General features: G+C 69.9%; 11 protein-coding genes. 5 read left to right on the forward strand and 6 right to left on the reverse strand.

All coding sequences use genetic code 11. The features are described from left to right. Nucleotides 1-161: 161 nt before the first annotated feature. A complete protein-coding gene (asnB, locus tag AB0C20_RS27870) occupies nucleotides 162-2,123 on the reverse strand; it encodes an asparagine synthase (glutamine-hydrolyzing) (protein ID WP_091405235.1) in 1,962 nt (653 codons plus the stop codon). A gap of 132 nt (nucleotides 2,124-2,255) precedes the next feature. On the opposite strand from asnB, the gene AB0C20_RS27875 reads away from it, so the two are divergent. From AB0C20_RS27875 to AB0C20_RS27885, 3 genes are all read left to right on the forward strand, one after another. Next, complete coding sequence (locus AB0C20_RS27875) at nucleotides 2,256-3,737, forward strand: aminopeptidase P family protein (protein WP_357191271.1); 1,482 nt, start codon at nucleotides 2,256-2,258, stop codon at nucleotides 3,735-3,737. A 332-nt stretch (nucleotides 3,738-4,069) separates the two neighbouring features. Continuing rightward, entirely contained in the window at nucleotides 4,070-6,004 is a 1,935-nt protein-coding gene (locus AB0C20_RS27880) for a hypothetical protein (protein WP_357569071.1), read from the forward strand. A gap of 285 nt (nucleotides 6,005-6,289) precedes the next feature. Further along, on the forward strand, nucleotides 6,290-7,945 hold the full coding sequence (locus AB0C20_RS27885; protein WP_357569072.1) for a hypothetical protein: 1,656 nt from the start codon (nucleotides 6,290-6,292) through the stop codon (nucleotides 7,943-7,945). Nucleotides 7,946-8,026: 81 nt separating this feature from the next. Here AB0C20_RS27885 and pulA read toward each other — a convergent pair whose 3' ends face one another. The 5 genes from pulA to AB0C20_RS27910 all read right to left on the reverse strand — a co-directional run bounded on the left by pulA (nucleotide 8,027) and on the right by AB0C20_RS27910 (nucleotide 16,359). Then, entirely contained in the window at nucleotides 8,027-13,522 is a 5,496-nt protein-coding gene (gene pulA, locus AB0C20_RS27890; RefSeq protein WP_357569073.1) for a pullulanase-type alpha-1,6-glucosidase, read from the reverse strand. 110 nt (nucleotides 13,523-13,632) lie between these two features. Further along, complete coding sequence (locus AB0C20_RS27895; RefSeq protein WP_357569074.1) at nucleotides 13,633-14,316, reverse strand: cellulose binding domain-containing protein; 684 nt, start codon at nucleotides 14,314-14,316, stop codon at nucleotides 13,633-13,635. Between the two features lie 136 nt (nucleotides 14,317-14,452). Beyond that, complete coding sequence (locus tag AB0C20_RS27900; RefSeq protein WP_357191261.1) at nucleotides 14,453-15,127, reverse strand: hypothetical protein; 675 nt, start codon at nucleotides 15,125-15,127, stop codon at nucleotides 14,453-14,455. Nucleotides 15,128-15,224: 97 nt separating this feature from the next. After that, complete coding sequence (locus AB0C20_RS27905; protein ID WP_238681355.1) at nucleotides 15,225-15,614, reverse strand: hypothetical protein; 390 nt, start codon at nucleotides 15,612-15,614, stop codon at nucleotides 15,225-15,227. Nucleotides 15,615-15,651: 37 nt separating this feature from the next. Next, nucleotides 15,652-16,359 (reverse strand): hypothetical protein, encoded by a 708-nt coding sequence (locus AB0C20_RS27910; RefSeq protein WP_357191259.1) that lies wholly within the window; start codon nucleotides 16,357-16,359, stop codon nucleotides 15,652-15,654. A 19-nt stretch (nucleotides 16,360-16,378) separates the two neighbouring features. On the opposite strand from AB0C20_RS27910, the gene AB0C20_RS27915 reads away from it, so the two are divergent. Beyond that, nucleotides 16,379-16,567 carry a hypothetical protein gene (locus AB0C20_RS27915; protein ID WP_357191331.1) on the forward strand — a complete coding sequence of 63 codons (189 nt, stop codon included), beginning with the start codon at nucleotides 16,379-16,381 and terminating at the stop codon, nucleotides 16,565-16,567. Nucleotides 16,568-16,632: 65 nt separating this feature from the next. Further along, nucleotides 16,633-17,355 carry a hypothetical protein gene (locus AB0C20_RS27920; protein ID WP_357191257.1) on the forward strand — a complete coding sequence of 241 codons (723 nt, stop codon included), beginning with the start codon at nucleotides 16,633-16,635 and terminating at the stop codon, nucleotides 17,353-17,355. The last annotated feature ends 398 nt before the right edge of the window (nucleotides 17,356-17,753 follow it).

Here is a 17,753-nt window from a genome sequence, read left to right on the forward strand (position 1 = left end):
GGCGGGGCTGCGACCGCACACGGCGCACCGACGGCCGTCACGGCGCAGGACATTGCCCCGCTGTCTGCGCGCCCGGTCACCCGGGCGCACCCCCTCGGCCGGCGTCGAGCGCGGCCCCTGTCAGCATCTGACCACTCTTGATCAACAGCGTGGGGCAGGGGTCAGCGGACCATGGAGCCGACCACCGGCTTCGTGAGCAGGGCGGACTGGTTGCGCTGGATACCCGGGTCGAGGGTCTTGGCCACGAAGATCGCGTGCCAGATGCAGAAGATCAGCACCGTCCACACCTTGCGGGAGTGGTCGGCCTCCTCCCGCTTGTGCTCGTCGAGCAGCCGCAGCGCGTACGACAGGTCCAGCAGGTCACCCGCGCCCGAGGTGCTGAGCACGTGCCGGGCCCACTCGTACATCTCGCCGCGCAGCCAGACCCGGGTGGGGGTCGGGAAGCCCAACTTCTTGCGGTTGACGATGGCCGGTGGCACGACACCCTGCAACGCCTGACGCATCGCGTACTTCGTGGCGTCGGAGCGCGGCGGCAGCTTCAGGTCGACCGGGATCTTCGCCGCGACGTCGAAGACCTCACGGTCGAGGAACGGCACCCGCACCTCCAGCGAGTGCGACATCGAGATCCGGTCGGCCTTGACCAGGATGTCGCCGCGCAGCCAGGTGTAGAGGTCGACGTACTGCATCTTGGTGACGTCGTCGAGCTCCGTGCACTCGGCGTAGATCGGGGCGGTGACGTCCGTGTAGCGCACCGAGGGGTCGTAGCGGCGCATCAGGTGCTGCTTCTCCTCCTCGGTGAACATCCGGGCGTTGCCGTAGTAACGCTCCTCGATCGGGGTGGTGCCGCGCTCCAGGAAGCTCTTGCCCTTGACCCCCTGCGGGATCGCCTTGGAGACCGCGCGCAGCCCCTTCTGCACACCGCCGGGCAGACCGTTGACGGTGCCCAGCGACAGCGGCTCCCGGTAGATCGTGTACCCGCCGAAGAACTCGTCCGCGCCCTCACCGGAGAGCACCACTGTGACGTGCTCGGCGGCCTTCTTGGCCACGAAGTAGAGCGGCACCAACGCCGGGTCGGCCACCGGGTCGTCAAGGTGCCAGACGATCTTCGGCAGCGCGTCGATCATGTCCTGGGGACCGATCTTGGTGGGGATCGTGGTGACGTCGAGGTGCCGGGCCGAATCCTGGGCGACGTCGATCTCCGAGTAACCCGGCACGTCGTAGCCGACGGTGAAGGTCAGGATGTTCGGGTTGAACTCCCGCGCCAGCGCCACCACCGCTGTGGAGTCGATGCCGCTGGACAGGAACGAGCCGACCGGCACGTCGGAGCGCATGTGCATGCGCACGCTCTCCCGCAGCGTCTCGCGGATCTCGTGGTAGAGCTTCTGCTCGTCGTCGACCGGCGCCGGCCGGAACACCGGCCGGTACCACCGTCGTACGTCGATCCGCCCGCCCGGGGTCCAGTTCAGGTACTCCCCGGAGCCGATCCGGCTGATGCCCTTGTGCAGGGTGCCGGGCTCGGGAACGTACTGCAGGGTCAGGTAGTGGCTCAGGTTCGCCGTGTCGACGCCCGCGTCGCCCTGGTAGTTGCTGTGCGCGAACGGCAGCAGCGCCTTCTTCTCCGAGGCCAGGTAGAGGCCGTCGGCGGTCTCCAGGTAGTGCATCGGCTTGATGCCGAAGTAGTCGCGGGCACCGAACGCCCGGCGTTCCTGCCGGTCCCAGATGACGAAGGCGAACATGCCCCGAAGCCGGGTGAGCACCTGCTCACCCCAGAAGTGGTAGCCCGCGACGATCACCTCGCCGTCACCGGCGGTGGCGAACTGGGCACCGAAGTTTCTGATCAACTCCTCGCGCAGCTCGATGTAGTTGTAGATCTCGCCGTTGAAGGTCAGCAGGTAACGGCCGTTCGCGTAGGGCAGTGGCTCGTGGCTCGACGCGACGTCGATGATGGCCAGCCGCTTGTGGGCGAACACGCCGTCCGCGTACCGGCCGGAGGCGTCGCCGACCACCTCGACCCCTGTCTCGTCGGGGCCGCGGTGGTGCAGGCATTCCAACGCTCCGGCGATGTGGTCGCGATGCGCTGCGGCGTTGCCGTTCGCGCTGAAGAAGGCCAGAAGTCCGCACATGGTGGCCATCTTTCCACGCGCGCTGTCGGCCCTTGCAGCCGTCCGTCGATCCACCCGACTCACAGGGGGCGTTAGCGCCAACCGGACGCGCGGTACCGTCGGGACCAGCAACGAAGCGGAGGGAGCGGCGCAATGACCGAGGGACAGACCGACGGTACGCCGACGGACGGTACGGAATCGCACGATCCGGACTTCCCGGAGGCGTTCCTGTCCTTCATGCGGCAGGGCTGGAGCGACACCGCGCTCCCCGTGACGCCCCGCCCGGAGACGCCCAACTACGCCAAGCGGCGAGCGGCCCTCTCGGCGGCCTTCCCCGGCGAGACGCTGGTGATCCCCACCGGCACCGAGAAGGTCCGGGCCAACGACACCGACTACCCGTTCCGGCCGGGCAGCGACTTCGCCTACCTGACCGGCGACCACGACGCCGACAGCGTTCTGGTGCTGCGCCCGAACGGCTCGGGGCACGACGCGACGCTGTACATGCGGCCCCGGTCCTCCCGGGAGACCGACGAGTTCTTCCGCAGCCGCAACGGCGAGCTGTGGGTGGGCCGGCGACACACCCTCGGCGAGAAGTCGACCGAGCTGGGCCTGCCCACCGCCGACCTGACCGGCCTGGAGGCGACGCTCGCCGACCTGGCTCCGGGGCGTACCCGGGTGTTGCGCGGTTTCGACGCCCAGGTGGACGCGGCCGTGCGGGCCTACGATGGCCCGCGCGCCGAGGGCCAGCCGGCCCGGGACCGCGAGCTGGCCATCGCCATCTCGGAGATGAAGCTGGTCAAGGACGAGTGGGAGATCGGCCAACTCCAGGACGCGATCGACGCCACAGTACGCGGCTTCGAGGACGTCGCCCGGATCCTCCCGGCCGACCGGGCGGTCTCCGAGCGGCTGCTGGAGGGCGTCTTCGCGCTGCGGGCCCGTCACGACGGCAACGACGTCGGGTACAGCTCGATCGTCGGCGCCGGCGAGCACGCCACGATCCTGCACTGGGTGCACAACCACGGCGCCACCCGACCGGGTGACCTGCTGCTGATGGACATGGGTGTCGAGGGCCGCAACCTCTACACCGCCGACGTCACACGGGTCCTGCCGGTCAGCGGCCGGTTCACCGCGCTACAGCGCCAGGTCTACGACATCGTGTACGCCTCACAGCAGGCCGGCATCGAGGCCATCCGCCCCGGGGTGAAGTTCAAGGACGTCCACCTGACCTGCATGCGGGTGCTCGCCGAGGGCCTGTCCGATCTGGGTCTGCTGCCGGTGAGCGTCGACGAGGCGATGGACGAAAAGTCGACCGTGTACCGGCGGTGGACGCTGCACGGCTTCGGCCACATGCTCGGCATCGACGTGCACGACTGCTCCAACGCCCGCAAGGAGACCTACCGCGACGGCGCGCTGGGCGAGGGCTACGTGCTCACCGTCGAGCCCGGTCTGTACTTCCAGCCGGAGGACGAGCTGGTCCCCGCCGAGCTGCGCGGTATGGGCATTCGGATCGAGGACGACGTACTGGTCACCGCCACCGGCGCGGTCAACCTGTCGGCCGGGCTGCCCCGTACCTCCGACGAGGTGGAGACCTGGCTGGCCGAGCAGCGCGAAGCCGGCCCCCGCCTGCCCGGCTGAGCCGACTGTCTGCCGGGGCTGACGGATCAAGCCCCGTTCCCTGGCCCACCCACCCCTGGCCGCCCGCCCCTTCTTGGGGGCTGGCGGCCAGGGGTTTCTGTCGTGGTCCACACCGTTCGGTGTTCATGCTGCTCGGGACCTTTTCGACCGTACCGGACTGGTTGGTCGCCCTCACCCGGCCTGCGCCAAATGCGTGGTTATCTCGGATACATCCGCATCGCGAAGATGGTTCTCATACGGTGAGGATCAGAGGCTACAACCCATTTGTAGCTGGTCGTGGCGCCTCGGGCGGTGCGATCCCGTCTGGTAGCAGGAAAGGGCGGAAGGCTCTGATGTCCAACGACGTAACGAGTACCGACGGCGGGGCCTCGACAGCTCCGCCAACACGGCGAAGGCGGGCGCTCTGGGTCGCCGGCGTGGCCGGGCTGACCGGCGTGGTCGGCCTGGCGGCCCTCGGCGGCGTCGCCGCTCGGGACGACAAGCCACAGTCCGACCAGGTGTCCGACGCGCAGCCGTCGACCAACCGGCAGACCGTCAGCGACGACGGCGGCGCGGACAAGGGCGGCGCCAAGGACGACGGCGGTCAGGACGACGAGTGGAGCGGCGACGACTGGAGCGGCTTCGACGACCGGTCCGGCGAGGATGGCAAGGACCGTAAGGACGGCAAGGACAGCAAGGACGGCAAGCACGACGAGAAGGACCGCACCAAGCAGGTCCCGTGCGACACCGACAAGCTGATCCAGGCGATCACGTTCGCCAACAACGAGGACGGCGGCGTGCTGGAGCTGGCCAAGGGCTGCACCTACACCCTGACTCGCAATCAGGACGGCAACGGTCTGCCGGTGATCACCGAGCACATCACCCTGAAGGGTGAGCACACCACCATCGGTCGCGAGGCCACTGCCGACTACTTCCGCATCCTCAACGTCGGCGCCGGCGGGCACCTCACTCTCAAGGGCCTGAGCATCAGGGGTGGCCAGACCCTTCAGTCCCCGATGACCGCCGATCCGGCGACGGTCTGGGCGCCGTACTCGACCCAGGTCCGCTCGACAGGGGCCCAGTCACCGGCAGCGGCGGCGCCCGCCGCGAAGCCGGCGACCGCTGCCGCACCAGGCGCCAAGCCAGCAGCAGCGAAGCCGGCAGCAACCGCCGCCAAGCCGGCTGCGAAGGCAGCGCCTGTCAAGGTGACCGCCAAGGCAGCGCCCGCCAAACCGGCCACCAAGGCAGCGCCTGCCGAGGCCGCCGCCAAGCCGGTCGCGAAAGCAGCGCCGGCCAAGCCCGCAGCGCCAGCAACCACAGCCGCCACGACTGCCGCCAAGGCCGCCACGGCCAAGCCGGTAGCCGCGGCGGCTAAGCCGGTGGGTGCCGGTACAGCGGTGGTGCCGCTGGTTGAGCAGCCTGGGTTCAACGACGGCGCCGGGGTGCTGGTGCAGCCCGGTGGTCGCGCGGAGATCCTGGACAGCGAGTTGCTCTACAACCAGTCCGGCGGCAACGGCGGCGGGCTGGCCAACTTCGGCAGCACCAGGCTCAGCAAGACGACCGTCGCGCACAACACCGCCTTCTTCTTCGGCGGTGGCATCTTCAACGCCGGCGTACTCCAGGTCGACGAGTCGAAGATCAAGGACAACACCGCAATCATCGGTGGCGGTGGCATCTCCAACGGCGCTGCCGACATCTTCACCGAGGACGTCGACGGTGGCTCGGTCTGGGTCTACAAGAGCGAGATCACCGACAACGAGACGCTCGGCTTCGGCGGCGGCGTCCTGGATGTCGAGGGCACCACGACGTTGCACCAGACGACGGTCAGTGGCAACACTGCACTGCTCGACGGTGGCGGCGTCGCGGTGGCGGACAGCCAGCTCACCCTCAAGGACGCCACGGTGGCCAAGAACAGCGCCGCTCGCGACGGTGGCGGCCTGGTCGTGACCTCCGACAGCGTCGCGACGATCGAGAGCAGCAGGATCAAGGACAACACCGCGGGCTTCGACGGTGGCGGCATCCACAACGACGACGGCGTCATCACGCTGCGCGACAGCGAGGTGGTGGGCAACCGGGCCGTCGGTCCGTTCGGCCGCGGCGGCGGCATCGTCAACGACGAGGGGAGCGAGGTCAGGCTCTACCGGACGACTGTGGCGCACAACTTCTCGACCCTTGAGCCGGGCGGCATCTTCAACAGCATCGGCGGCACCGTGACGCTGGACGACGAGTCCGCCGTCACTGCCAACCGCCCGACCAACTGCTTCAACGTTCTGGACTGCTTCGCCTGATCGGGTGGGGCTGAACCACATAAAACGCCCCTCCGAGCCGTCACGGCTCGGAGGGGCGTACCCGTTTGGGCAGGTCAGGCGCGTGCAGGCCGCTTGGGGGCCGGTGTGTCGGTCCGGGCCTCGCTGGGGGCAACATGAACCGAATGTGGGCTTATCTCGGATAAGCACGCGAGGCGAGGAACCTTCTCATACGGTGGTTTTGGGAGCTACAACCGATTTGTAGCAGGGGACACCCGTCTGACGGCGGCGACCCTGTCTGGTACGAGGAGAGGGCAGAGAGCTCCGATGTCCAACTACCTAACGAACAAAGAAGCCTCCGGGCGGGCGACGGCCAAGAGCCGCCGCAAGCTCTGGCTCGCCAGTGGCGTGGCCGGTTTGACGGGCGTGATCAGTCTCGCGGCGGTGGGCGTCGCGGGCAGCGCCGGAGCGGTCGGCCTGAACTGGAACACCGCGCAGGTCAGCAAGGACGGCGACCAGCGAGGTGACGAGGCGCGCGACTGGGACAAGGACGAGGACAAGAACCGGGACGACAAGAACCGGGACAAGGACAAGGACAAGGACAAGGACCACGAGCGCGGGAAGGAGGTGCCCTGCGACACCGACAAGCTGATTCAGGCGATCGTGTTCGCCAACAACAAGCACGGCGGTGTGCTGGAGCTGGCCAAGGGCTGCACCTACAACCTGACCCGCAACGACTACGAGGGCAACGGCTTGCCGATCATCACCGAGCGGATCACGCTCAAGGGCGAGCACACCACGATCTCTCGGGAAGCCACTGCGGACTACTTCCGCATCCTCAACGTCGGCGCCGGTGGTCACCTCACCATCAAGGGCCTGACCATCAAGGGTGGCCAGACCCTCGAACTGGAGAACGGTGTCGAGCCGGCCGCGGTCTGGGCGGCCTACTCGGACTCCGAGGCGCTCGCCGCGCAGGTGAAGGCGGGCGTTCCGTTGGCCCAGGCGCTCACCGCGCGGCAGGCCAACCCGAAGGCCGGCCTGAAGGCCGCGCCGAAGGTCACCCCGAAGGTCACGCCGGGCGTCGTCACGCCGCTCGTCGAGCAGCCGGAGGAGAACGACGGCGCCGGAATCCTGGTCCAGCCGGGTGGCACCGCCGAGATCCTGGAGTCCGAGGTCGTCCTGAACCAGTCGGGCGGCAACGGTGGTGGTGTGGCCAACTTCGGCACCACGAAGATCTGGCACAGCACCGTCACCCGTAACACCGCCTTCTTCTTCGGTGGCGGCGTCTTCAACGCCGGGCTGCTCAAGGTCGAGGAGTCGAAGATCAAGGACAACACCGCCGTCATCGGTGGTGGCGGTATCTCCAACGGTGCCGCGGAGATCTTCACCGAGGACGTCGACGGCGGAACGGTCGAGCTGAAGAAGACCGAGATCACCGACAACGAGACGCTCGGCTTCGGTGGCGGCTACCTCGACATCGAGGGCAACACCACTGCGTACGAGACCAAGTTCGTCTCGAACACCGCGGTTCTCGCCGGTGGCGGTCTCGCTGCGGCGGACAGCCAGCTGAACCTGCACAACGTCACTGTCGAGAAGAACAGCACCGCCGGTGTCGGTGGCGGTGTGGCCATCGCCTTCGACAGCGTGGCCACCTTCGAGAAGAGCAGCATCAAGGACAACACCGCCGGCTTCTTCGGCGGCGGGCTCTTCAACGCCGGCAGCGTCACCACGCTGCGCGACAGCGAGGTTGTCGGCAACCGGGCCGTGGGCCCGATCGGAGTCGGCGGCGGCATCTTCAACATCTTCGGCGAGGTCAACCTGTCGAAGACGAAGGTCGCCCACAACTTCTCCACCTTCGAGCCGGGCGGTGTCTTCAGCTTCTTCGGAGACGTGAACCTGGACGACAAGTCCGCGATCACCGCGAACCGTCCGACCAACTGCCTGGCCATCCCGGGCGGCACGATCGACAACTGCTTCGCCTGATCAACCCTCGGGTGACGACGGCGTAGCGCCAGCACAACGGCCGGCCCCCTTCCGCGAGACGCGGAAGGGGGCCGGTTCACGTCACTTCTGGACGAAGACCGCCACGCTGCGCGCCGGTACGGTGAACGTGCCGGCCGCCCTGTCGAACGAGGCGGTACGCAGCACCGGGTCGGCCGAGTCGACAAGCACCGGGTGCAGTGCCACGTCCGCTCCGCGCAGTCCGGTCACCGTCTGGTCGGCCGCCGACGGCGTGCTGTTGAAGACGACTGTCAGCGACTTCCACGGCCCGCCCAGCCCACTGGCGTCCAGGGTCATGGTCAGCACCCCCGGCGTCTCCTGGGCACCGGACAGCGGGAACGCCACCCTCCGCTGGACCTGCTCGGCGGTGGCCAGCCCGAACACCGGCGACGACGCCCGGATGCGCAGCAACTCGGCGTACCGGGCGTCGGTGGTGTTGATCGCCGCGCAGTCCGGCACCAGCGCCGGGTCGGCCAGCAGCGGCTTCGCGTACGACCACTTGTCCTCGTTGTCGGGCGCGGGCGGAAGACCGGCGCCGAACCCGTTGCCCCCTTCACAGCCCCAGCGGATCTGGTTGAACCAGTCACCGGAGTTGTACGAGTTGCGGTCCAGCGACTTCGACCGCAGCCGTTCGGTGCCGGCGGTGACGAACCCGGTGCCCTGTCCCAGCACCACAGTGCCCAGCGCCAGCACCTGCATCCGTGAGCGGTCCGCCGCTGTCGTGGCCTGCGGCAGTTTGTACGCCAACGCGTCGTACAGGATCTCGTTGTCGTGCGCGTCGGCGTAGGTGACTGCCTCCCCCGGCGCGGCGGTGTAGCCGGCCGGGGAGCCGTTGTAGTCCACCTGCGCCCCGGTGACCGCACGCCCGGCGGTGTCGGTGAACTGGTAGCCGCGCAGGTTGCCGGTGAGCCCCACCTTGATCAGGTCGTGGGCGTGCAGCAGTCGGGCCTTCTGCTCGGCCGGCGACCCGTTGACCGCGTCGCCGTTCGGGTCGGTGTAGAGCCCGGAGGCGAAACCCTGCACCCGGGGGTTGGCGTCGAACGGTCCGCCACCGCGCACCGCGTCGCGCAGTCGGTCGTTGAAGGCGCCGATGCCGGTGCCGGCCATGTTGGCCTGGGTGGCCTGGAGGAAACGGGCGTCGTTGGCGACCTCGCCGAAGTTCCAGCCCTCGCCGTAGAGCATGATCGCCTTGCCGTCGACGCCGTCGCGGGCGACGGTGAGCCGGTCCAGGGCCGCCCGGACGGCAAGGATGTTCGCCTTCGGGTGGTGACCCATCAGGTCGAAGCGGAACCCGTCCACCTTGTACTGCCGGGCCCAGGTGACCAGCGAGTCGACCACCAGCTTGCCCATCATGGCGTGCTCGGGGGCGGTGTTGGCGCAGCAGGTGGAGTTGGCCACGGTGCCGTCCTCCAGCAGCCGGTGGTAGTAGCCGGGCACGATCTGATCGAGCACCGACTTCGCGTCGGTGCCGGCCGCCGACGTGTGGTTGTAGACCACGTCCATGACCACCCGCAGCCCGGCGTCGTTCGCCCCGGCGACCATCCGCCGAAACTCGGTGGTCCGCGCCGCGCCGACCGGGTCGACGGCGTAGCCGCCCTCCGGCACCGTGTAGTGCAGCGGGTCGTACCCCCAGTTGTAGCCGTCGGTTTCGGCGACCGCCGCCACGCACTTCTGCTGCTCGGCCGAGTCCGGCGGCAGCGCCGCCAGGTCGCAGGCCGGCTGCCGTTGGTCGGCCCGCTTCTCCGGGATCGTCGCGAAGTCGAACACCGGCAGCAGGTGCAGGTGGGTGACCCCGGCGTCGCCGAGCGCCCGCAGGTGGGTCATGCCGGCGGTTCCCGGGTCGGTGAACGCGAGGAAGGTCCCCCGGCGCTCGGCCGGCACCGTGTCGTCGGCGATGGAGAAGTCCCGCACGGACAGCTCCGTGATCTGCGCCTTCGCGGCCGGCACCGGTGCCGGTTTGCGCAGCGTGCGCCACCCGGGGGGTGCCAGCGCCCTGTCGTTCAGGTCGACGAGCTGGCTGTGCGTGGAGTCCGCGGCGAGGGCCACCGCGTACGGGTCGGTCACCGACGCGGTGACCATCCGCTGTGCCGCGGGCTGCCACGCCCGCACCTCGTACCGGTAGAACTTGCCGGTCCAGGTGTGGTCGCCGCGCACCGACCAGACGCCGGTGCGGTCGTCGCGGCGCATCGGCACCGTCTTGGCTGCGGCGGTGGGCGAGTCGAACAGGTGCAGGCGCACGCTGTGGGCGGTCGGCGCCCACAGCGCGAGGCTGGGCGTCCGGCCCGCGAAGGTGGGCCCGAGGGTGGCGTCGGCCGCCCGGGAGTAGACGTCGTCGAGTACGCCGGGGATCTGCACGCCCGTCGCGGCGAGCAGCGCACCCTCGGCGTCGCGCTCGGTGACCAGCAACTGCCCCCGCAGCGCCGCCGGGACCTTGGCCAGGTCCGCCCGGTCCAGGGCGAAGCTACGGTACGACCACAGGTGCGGGAACCTGTCGCGTTGTGCGTCGGTGAGCCCGTTGCGCTGCGCCCGCAGCGGCAGTGTGGTGTACGTGCCGGTCAGCTCGCCGTCGACCACGCTGACCCCGCCGGTGGGCGCGGTGACCAACGCGTACGTCTTGCCGTCGGTCGGCGGGGTCTGCCACGCCACTGTGGACCTGTCGATCCAGTGCGCCTTCTGCTTGCCGATGTCGGTGTCTCCGCTGGCGGTGGTGGCTGTCGACGGCAACAGGCGGCCCGGCGTGGCGGCGAGCAGCCACACCTCCCGGCCGGCGCTGGCGAAGTCGAGCCGCTGGTCGTCGGGCAGGTCCTTGGTGTCGCCCTGGTGGATGATGTAGTTCAGGCCGGTGGCACCGGCCGCCAGCGGCACCCGGAACACCGCCCCGAACGCGTCGACGGAGCTCGGCCGCAGCGGGGCGGACCACTCGGTCGGGTTGGCCGCACCGTCCCAGAGGTGCAGGCCCCAGCCGTCGTAGTTGCCGTCGGCCCGCCGATAGTGGAGCACGGCGGCGCCCTCCTCGACCGGCGGCTCCGGTTCACCGGCGGCCGCCTGCCTGCTCGGGTAGATCGCCGGGTCGCCCTGCTTGAGCCAGATCTCGCCGGTCCGGGTGACGTCGATGCTGCGGTCCTGGGCGACGTCCTTCGTACCAGCCTTGTCGACAACCAGGAAGTTCACCGACGTGGCGCCCGGCTTGAGTTTCACCCAGGCGAACCGACCGTAGGAGTCCTCCCCGGCGAACGGCTGCCCCTTCGGCCACTCGGTGACGTACGCCGGGTCGATGTCCCCCCACGCGTACAGCCCCCAGTCGTCGTACCCCCCGGCCGGTCGCTGGTAGTGCACCACCGCCCACTCCCGGGAGCTGCCCTGCGGCGGGGTCCCCACGACTGCTGTGGACCGGGCGGTGGCGGTACGACCCCTGCCGTCGCGGACCACCGCCTTGTACTCGACACCGGTGCCGCCGGCCAGGCCGGTCAGGTCGTGCTGCACCGTGTACGGGGCGTGGTCGGCGCTGCCCAGCAGCGTCCACCGGCCGCCGGCCACCCGCGCCGCGACGGTGACGGTGGCCAGCGGGTCGCCGGTCACCCGGGCGGTGACCGCCGCCCGGGTGGCGACCGCCGCGTCCGGAACCGGGCTGGTGATGGTGATGGTCGGTTTGTCGGCCGCCGGTGCGATGGGCTTGCCGGCCCGGAACACCGCCGCCGACAGCGGCGGCACGGTGAGGGTCAACTCGCCGTCGTCGCCGGCCTGTTCGTCTTCCGAGCCGCCGTAGATGCCGGTGAAGGTGGCGCCGGCCGACCAGGTGTCCACCGTGACAGTCTGCGCGGTGTCGGCGTTGTTCACTGCCACCACGTACTCGGTGCGGTCGGCCGGGGCGATCCGGGAGGCGGCGAAGACGCCCGGCCCGTCGTCCGCGTACCGGGTGACCTGCACGCCGTCGCGCAACGCCGGGTGGGCCTTGCGCAGCCGGCCCAGGTCGGCGATGGTCCGGTACAGCGGGTGGGTCGCGTCGAACTGGTCGCTGGCGTGCGTGCGGTCGGTGCCGAGCAGGTCGTCGTCGAGGTAGTCGGGAACCTTTGACGCGAACATGTCCTGGCGGGCGTCCTTGTCCCCACCCGGGCCGGTGAAGCCCTGTTCGTCGCCGGAGTAGACCACCGGCTGGCCACGGGTCAGGAACATCAACTGGTGCGCGAGCTGGTCACGACGCAGGTGGCTGGCCGGGTCGCTGCCACCACCGGCGATGAACGATCCGATCCGGCCCATGTCGTGGTTGCCCAGGAAGGTGGTCAACCGGCCCGCGTCGGTGTCCCGGGCCGCGTAGAGGTCGTCGCGGGCGTACACGTCGGCGAGCGCCTTCGCGGAGCCGGCGCCGGCGGTGAAGCCCCGCGCGGCCTCCTGAAAGGCGAAGTCGAGGGTGGCCGGCAGGCCACCCTGGCGGACGTAGCTGGAGCTGATCTCCGGGTCGGCGCTGTACACCTCGCCGAACATGAAGAAGTCCTTCTTGCCGGCCTTCTCGGCGGCCCGCTCGATGCCCTGACTGAACTGCGGCCAGAAGTCCATGTTGACGTGCTTGACGGTGTCCAGCCGGAAGCCGTCGACGCCGGTCGCGCCGATCCAGTCCCCGTACGCCTTGGTCAGGCCACGGACCACCTCGGGACGCTCGGTCCACAGGTCGTCGAGGCCGAAGAAGTCGCCGTACTCGCTGTTCTCGCCGGCGAAGGTGGAGTCACCCCGGTTGTGGTACATGGTGGCGTCGTTCAGCCAGGCCGGGACCTTGACGCTCGCGTCCTTCGGCTCGGCGAACGTCGGCGTGTACGGGAAGGACTCCTTGTCGACCGGCGGGAACGCCCGGGAGCCGTCGGCGTAGTTGCGGTCCTCGAACGCCCGCCCCTGCGCGTCGGTGTACGGCGATGTCGCCTTGTCCACGTACGCGTACTTGTCCTCGGCGTACTTGATCACGTCGGCGGTGTGGTTGACGATCACATCAAGGTAGATCTTGAGGCCGCGCTGGTGGGCGAGCTTGACCAGCCGCTTCATCTCTTCCATGGTGCCGAAGTGCGGGTCCACCTGGGTGAAGTCGGTGATCCAGTAACCGTGGTAGCCGGCCGAGACGTCGTTGCCGGTGCCCTGCACCGGCCGGTTCTTGAAGATCGGGGCGAGCCAGATGGCAGTGGTGCCCATCCCCTGGATGTAGTCCAACTTGTCGATGACGCCCTTGAGGTCGCCGCCGTGATAGAAGCCCTTGTCGGTCGGGTCGAGGCCGGTCCGCAGCCGGTCGCCGGTGAGGCCGCCGGAGTCGTTGCGGGGGTCTCCGTTGGCGAACCGGTCCGGCAGGACGAAGTAGAACTGCTCGGCTCGGGCGGAGTTGCCACCGGCCTTCAGCAGCGCCTCGGCTGTGGGTTCGGCACGCCACTGGGTCGCGCCGCCGATCGCGAGTGGGGCGCCGTCGGACGGCCGGGGACCCGCAGCGGCGGGGTGCACGGCGACCGGAGCGCCGACGAGAGTGACGGTGAGCAGGGAGGCAAGGGCCAGCAGGGCAGTGCGCGGTATCGGCGGGGGTTTCATCGACGCCTTCCTCTGGTCGCTGATTGGCCGCACGCTAACCCTTGCCGAAACATTCTGCAATACCTTGCAAACATGGTCGCAACACAGCAGCATCCTTGCGGAAGCGCCGCTCAGAGCCCGTTGCAGCGGGCCCCGTCCACGGTGCACTCCCTCGGCGTGCTGGGCGCCCGCTCCATGTGGAACCGCAATGACACCGAGCCGCCGGGCGACACGTCGACCCCGCTGACGTACGTGAAGCCGTCGTCGGACTGGCGGATCGTTCCCTGCGGGACGCCCTCCACCCACGCGGTCACCAGCCGTCCACCGGAGAACTCCAACCGCACTGTCCAACCACGGCTCCGGGTGGACGTGTTGACCATCGCCACCTCGCCGATGAAACCCCCGTCGAAGCTCTGCACCACCCGGTACCGCCCGGTCATCGCCGACTGCCCCGGCCCGGCCCGGCTCGGCGACCGCGTCGCCGTCGGCTTCCCGATCGGACCGGCCGTCGGGTCGGCCGACGGTGACCCGGACCCGGCCGCGGCGCTCGGCGGCAGCCCGCTCGCACGGCCGGATATCCCCGGCAGCACCGGTGCCGGAGACGGCACCGAGGTGGGCACGCTCGGCGCCACCACCGCGGACGGCACCGGCAGCGCCGGCGGTTGCGCGCCGTCCGGCGCGGGGCTACGTCCCCGGTACGCGCCCAGAGCCACGATGAGCAGGACCACCATCACGACGACACCGGCGCCAACCACGATCCAGGGCGACGTGGCGATCGCCACCGGACCGTGCGGCGGGCGCGGAACACGGCGCATGCCGGACATGTACCTCCTTCAGCGGACCGTCCGCGCAGCGTAGCGATCGGCGGCCCGACCCGGAAAGCCTTGGCGGCGCGGCGGTCTAGCGGTGCGGCGGTCTAGGGGTGCAACGGTTTAGCGGTGCGGCGCTGGCTCAGCCGATCCGGCAGTCGCCCCCGTTGACAGTGCACTTGACCGGTCGCTGCGCCGAGTCGCCCCAGCCGACGCGCAGCCGCAGCGTCCTAGAGTCACCCGCATCCAGCGAGCGGGTGCCGCGCACCACGAACTCCCCGTGCCCGCGCCCCCGCACCGAGACGCCAGAGTCATCACCCACTCGCAGAGTCCAGGTGTCGTCGTCGAACACCAACTCCACCTGCCAGTCCATCGACCGACTCGACTCGTTGGCGATCGTCAGCACCGCCGCGTCCCCGTCCCAGCCGTTCGAACCGACCTCGTACCGGGCGCTGACAGTGTCGTCCGCAGACGGCGCCATCAGGACGCTCGTCCGCCCCGGAGTCGGCGAGCCGGTGACTGTGGCCCGCGGTGACGGCGTCCGACTACTGCGGGACGGTCGCGGCGACACCGAACGCCGCTCCACAGCTGCCGGAGTCGGCCCACCGGTGGCCGACGCGGCGGCCGGCACGGTCGGCAGGAACGCCGGAGGCGCGGCCTGCGTCGGCGCGTCCCGCTCCCTGGTCCGGAACGACAACAGCGCGATCACCAGGAGCACCACCAGCGCGCACACCCCGAGCAGCACCACGATCCACGGCACCGACGCCAACACCCGCGCCGCCCGCGAATCTGCCGTACCGTCCGGCCGCACCGCCATCAGGTCTCCCCTCGTCCCCACCGACGCGACAGCGTAGCCAGCGCCGCACGAACCGGAAACCGGGCGGGTACGGATCGGGCCGACCGGCCCCCGTCGGTCAGCCCGTCCGGACGACAGTGCAGATCAGTGGTCCGTCATCCGAGATACGCAGCAGGTACCGGTACCGCTCCCCCGGCACCGCCTGCCCCCGACTGTCCAGGAACTCCCACTCCACCGCCACCATCGTCAACAGCGCGGACACCTGCTGCACGTCCTCGATCCGGGCGTGGGCCGCGACCAACTCCCGATCCTGGTAGTCGGGTGCGGCGCCCACGAAGGACAGCGCCACCGCCGCCGCGGACGTGAACGAGAAGCTGTAGGTGTCGGCCACCACCAGCCCCGGCAGGGCGTAGCAGCCGGCGATGGCCGGCAGGTCACCGGAGGTCAGCGCCACGCCGTACCGGTCGAAGAAGTCGGCCAGCGTGTCAAGATCCGTGGAGGCGTTCACGGTCACAGCAATTGCCGGTCACCGCACAGGTCAAACCTCAGCGCGGCGGTACCTGCACCTCGATCTCGGAACCCAACCGGGCGTCGGCGGCCAGGCCCAGGTCGTCGCCACTCCAGAACCGCCCCGGGTCATACCAGTTCGGACGCCGACCCGCCGGCAGCAACCCCATCGCCTCATAGGTCACCGCCACCACCTCGGCGCAGTACGCCGTCTCCAGCGCCCGGTCCCGCTCCCCCACCGACCGAGCCGGAGTGGCCGGGCCGGAGGAGTTTGCACGGTCGGCTGGGTTAGGGCGGTCGGCGAGCCGGCCGGGGCGCGGCAGCGCCGGCACCCGACCACGCACCCAGCGCCACGCCAACTGGGCGGTCGACGGGAACGGCGTGCCGTCCAACCGCGCGATCGTCCGCAGCACCGCCCGCTCCATCTCCGCGTCGGCCGGCGGGTCGAGCTGCCGCAGCCAGGCCCGTTGGCCGTACCGGTTGGCCCAGACGCAGACCGCGTCCCGCAGGTCGTGCAGCTGGACGCCGCGTTGGTGGCTGCCCGACCACAGGTCCGGCAACGACCTGCCCAACTCCGCGTGCCACATCAGCGGCGGCATGTCGTCCAGCACCACCGCCATCCCGACGTGGTTCACCGGGCTGTTGGTGGTGAACTGAATCGCCCGGTCCGGCACGCTGCGACCCCGGAACACCCACACGTCACCGGTGCGGGTCAACTCGACGGCCTCATCCAGGCTGATGCTCATGAGGGTCTAGCCTAGGCCGATGCGGCAACGAATGCGGTGGTGGAAGGTTCTCGGGCTGGCCGGGCTCGCCGGTGTCGCGGCCTCCGGTGTGGTCATCGCGCGGGCCGAACGGCGTCGGCGCGCGTACACCCCCGAGGAGATCCGGCAGCGGCTGCTGGAGCGACATGCCCAGGCCAGCGACGCCACGAAACCCGGCGACCCGACCTGACCCATCGTCCTCTGTAGATCATCTGTGGGGCAGACTGTCAGGTCGATGATCGATACGATGAGGCCATGACGACGCCCGTCGCGCAACGGCCCTTCGTCCTGTCCATCCCGGCCGCGCCTGTCGAACGACACGGCAACGTCGACCTGCACCTGCCCACCCGCACCGGTCCCGCGCCCGCCGTCGTGGTGGTGCACGGCGCTCCGCTGCCACCCGACGCGCCCGACCCCCGCGACTGGTTGCTCTACCGCGGCTACGGCGCGCTGCTCGCCGAGAGCGGCGTGGTCACCGCGCTGGTCAGCTACCAGGTGTCCGACCTGTCGGCGCTGCCCGCCGCAGCCGACGACATCGCCGCGATGGTCGAGCAGGTCCGCGCCGATCCGCGGGTCGACAGCGAGCGGGTGGTGCTGTGGTTCTTCTCCGGCGGCGGCCTCTTCGCGGCCGACTGGCTACGCGTTCCGCCGCCATGGCTACGCGGGATCGCACTGACGTACCCGCTGCTCATCCCGTTCCCCGGCTGGGAAGTCGACGCTCGGTTCCTGCCGGTCGAGGCACTCAACTCCGGCACGAACGTGCCACTGGTGCTGACCCGCGCCGGCCAGGACATCCCGCCGGTCCTGGCCGGCATCGACGCGTTCCTCCCCGCAGCGACCGCCCAGGGCTGGCCGATGCAGGTGATCGAGGTGCCGGACGGCCAGCACTCCTTCGAGATCCTCAACCACGGTCCGCAGTCCGAGGCAGCCGTCCTGGCCGCCCGCGACGCGGTCCTGAAGCTGCTCGACGCAACCTGACCGCTCTCGCCCCAACCGCGCACCCCGCACGCCGCCCGCCCGTCGGCCACATCGTCGGCTAGCCAAGGCGGTTGAGGTGTCACGCCCCCGCATGATCGCGCTCGATCCTGGATGTAGTGGCCTCGTGGTGTAGGGAGGGGCCTCTTTCCTGGTTCGAGCGCGATCTTCCGGTCCGCGAGGTTCCGTACGGCGCTGTGCCCCTGGCCGGGCCAGTCCGCACGGCGCTCTGCCCCAGGTCAACACGGCCAGGGCCACGGAAACGGCGCAGACCGACATGATCCACTCGGCTTTCATGACGTCGGGGCATCCCCGGCACCCGGACACCGCGACTTTCAGGAACCCGAGTCGATCAGGTCACCCTGGCCGCCATGTCCGGTTGGCCGGCTGAGCGGGGTGGG

The organism is Micromonospora sp. NPDC048843 (assembly GCF_040649965.1).
Lineage (GTDB): Bacteria > Actinomycetota > Actinomycetes > Mycobacteriales > Micromonosporaceae > Micromonospora > Micromonospora hortensis.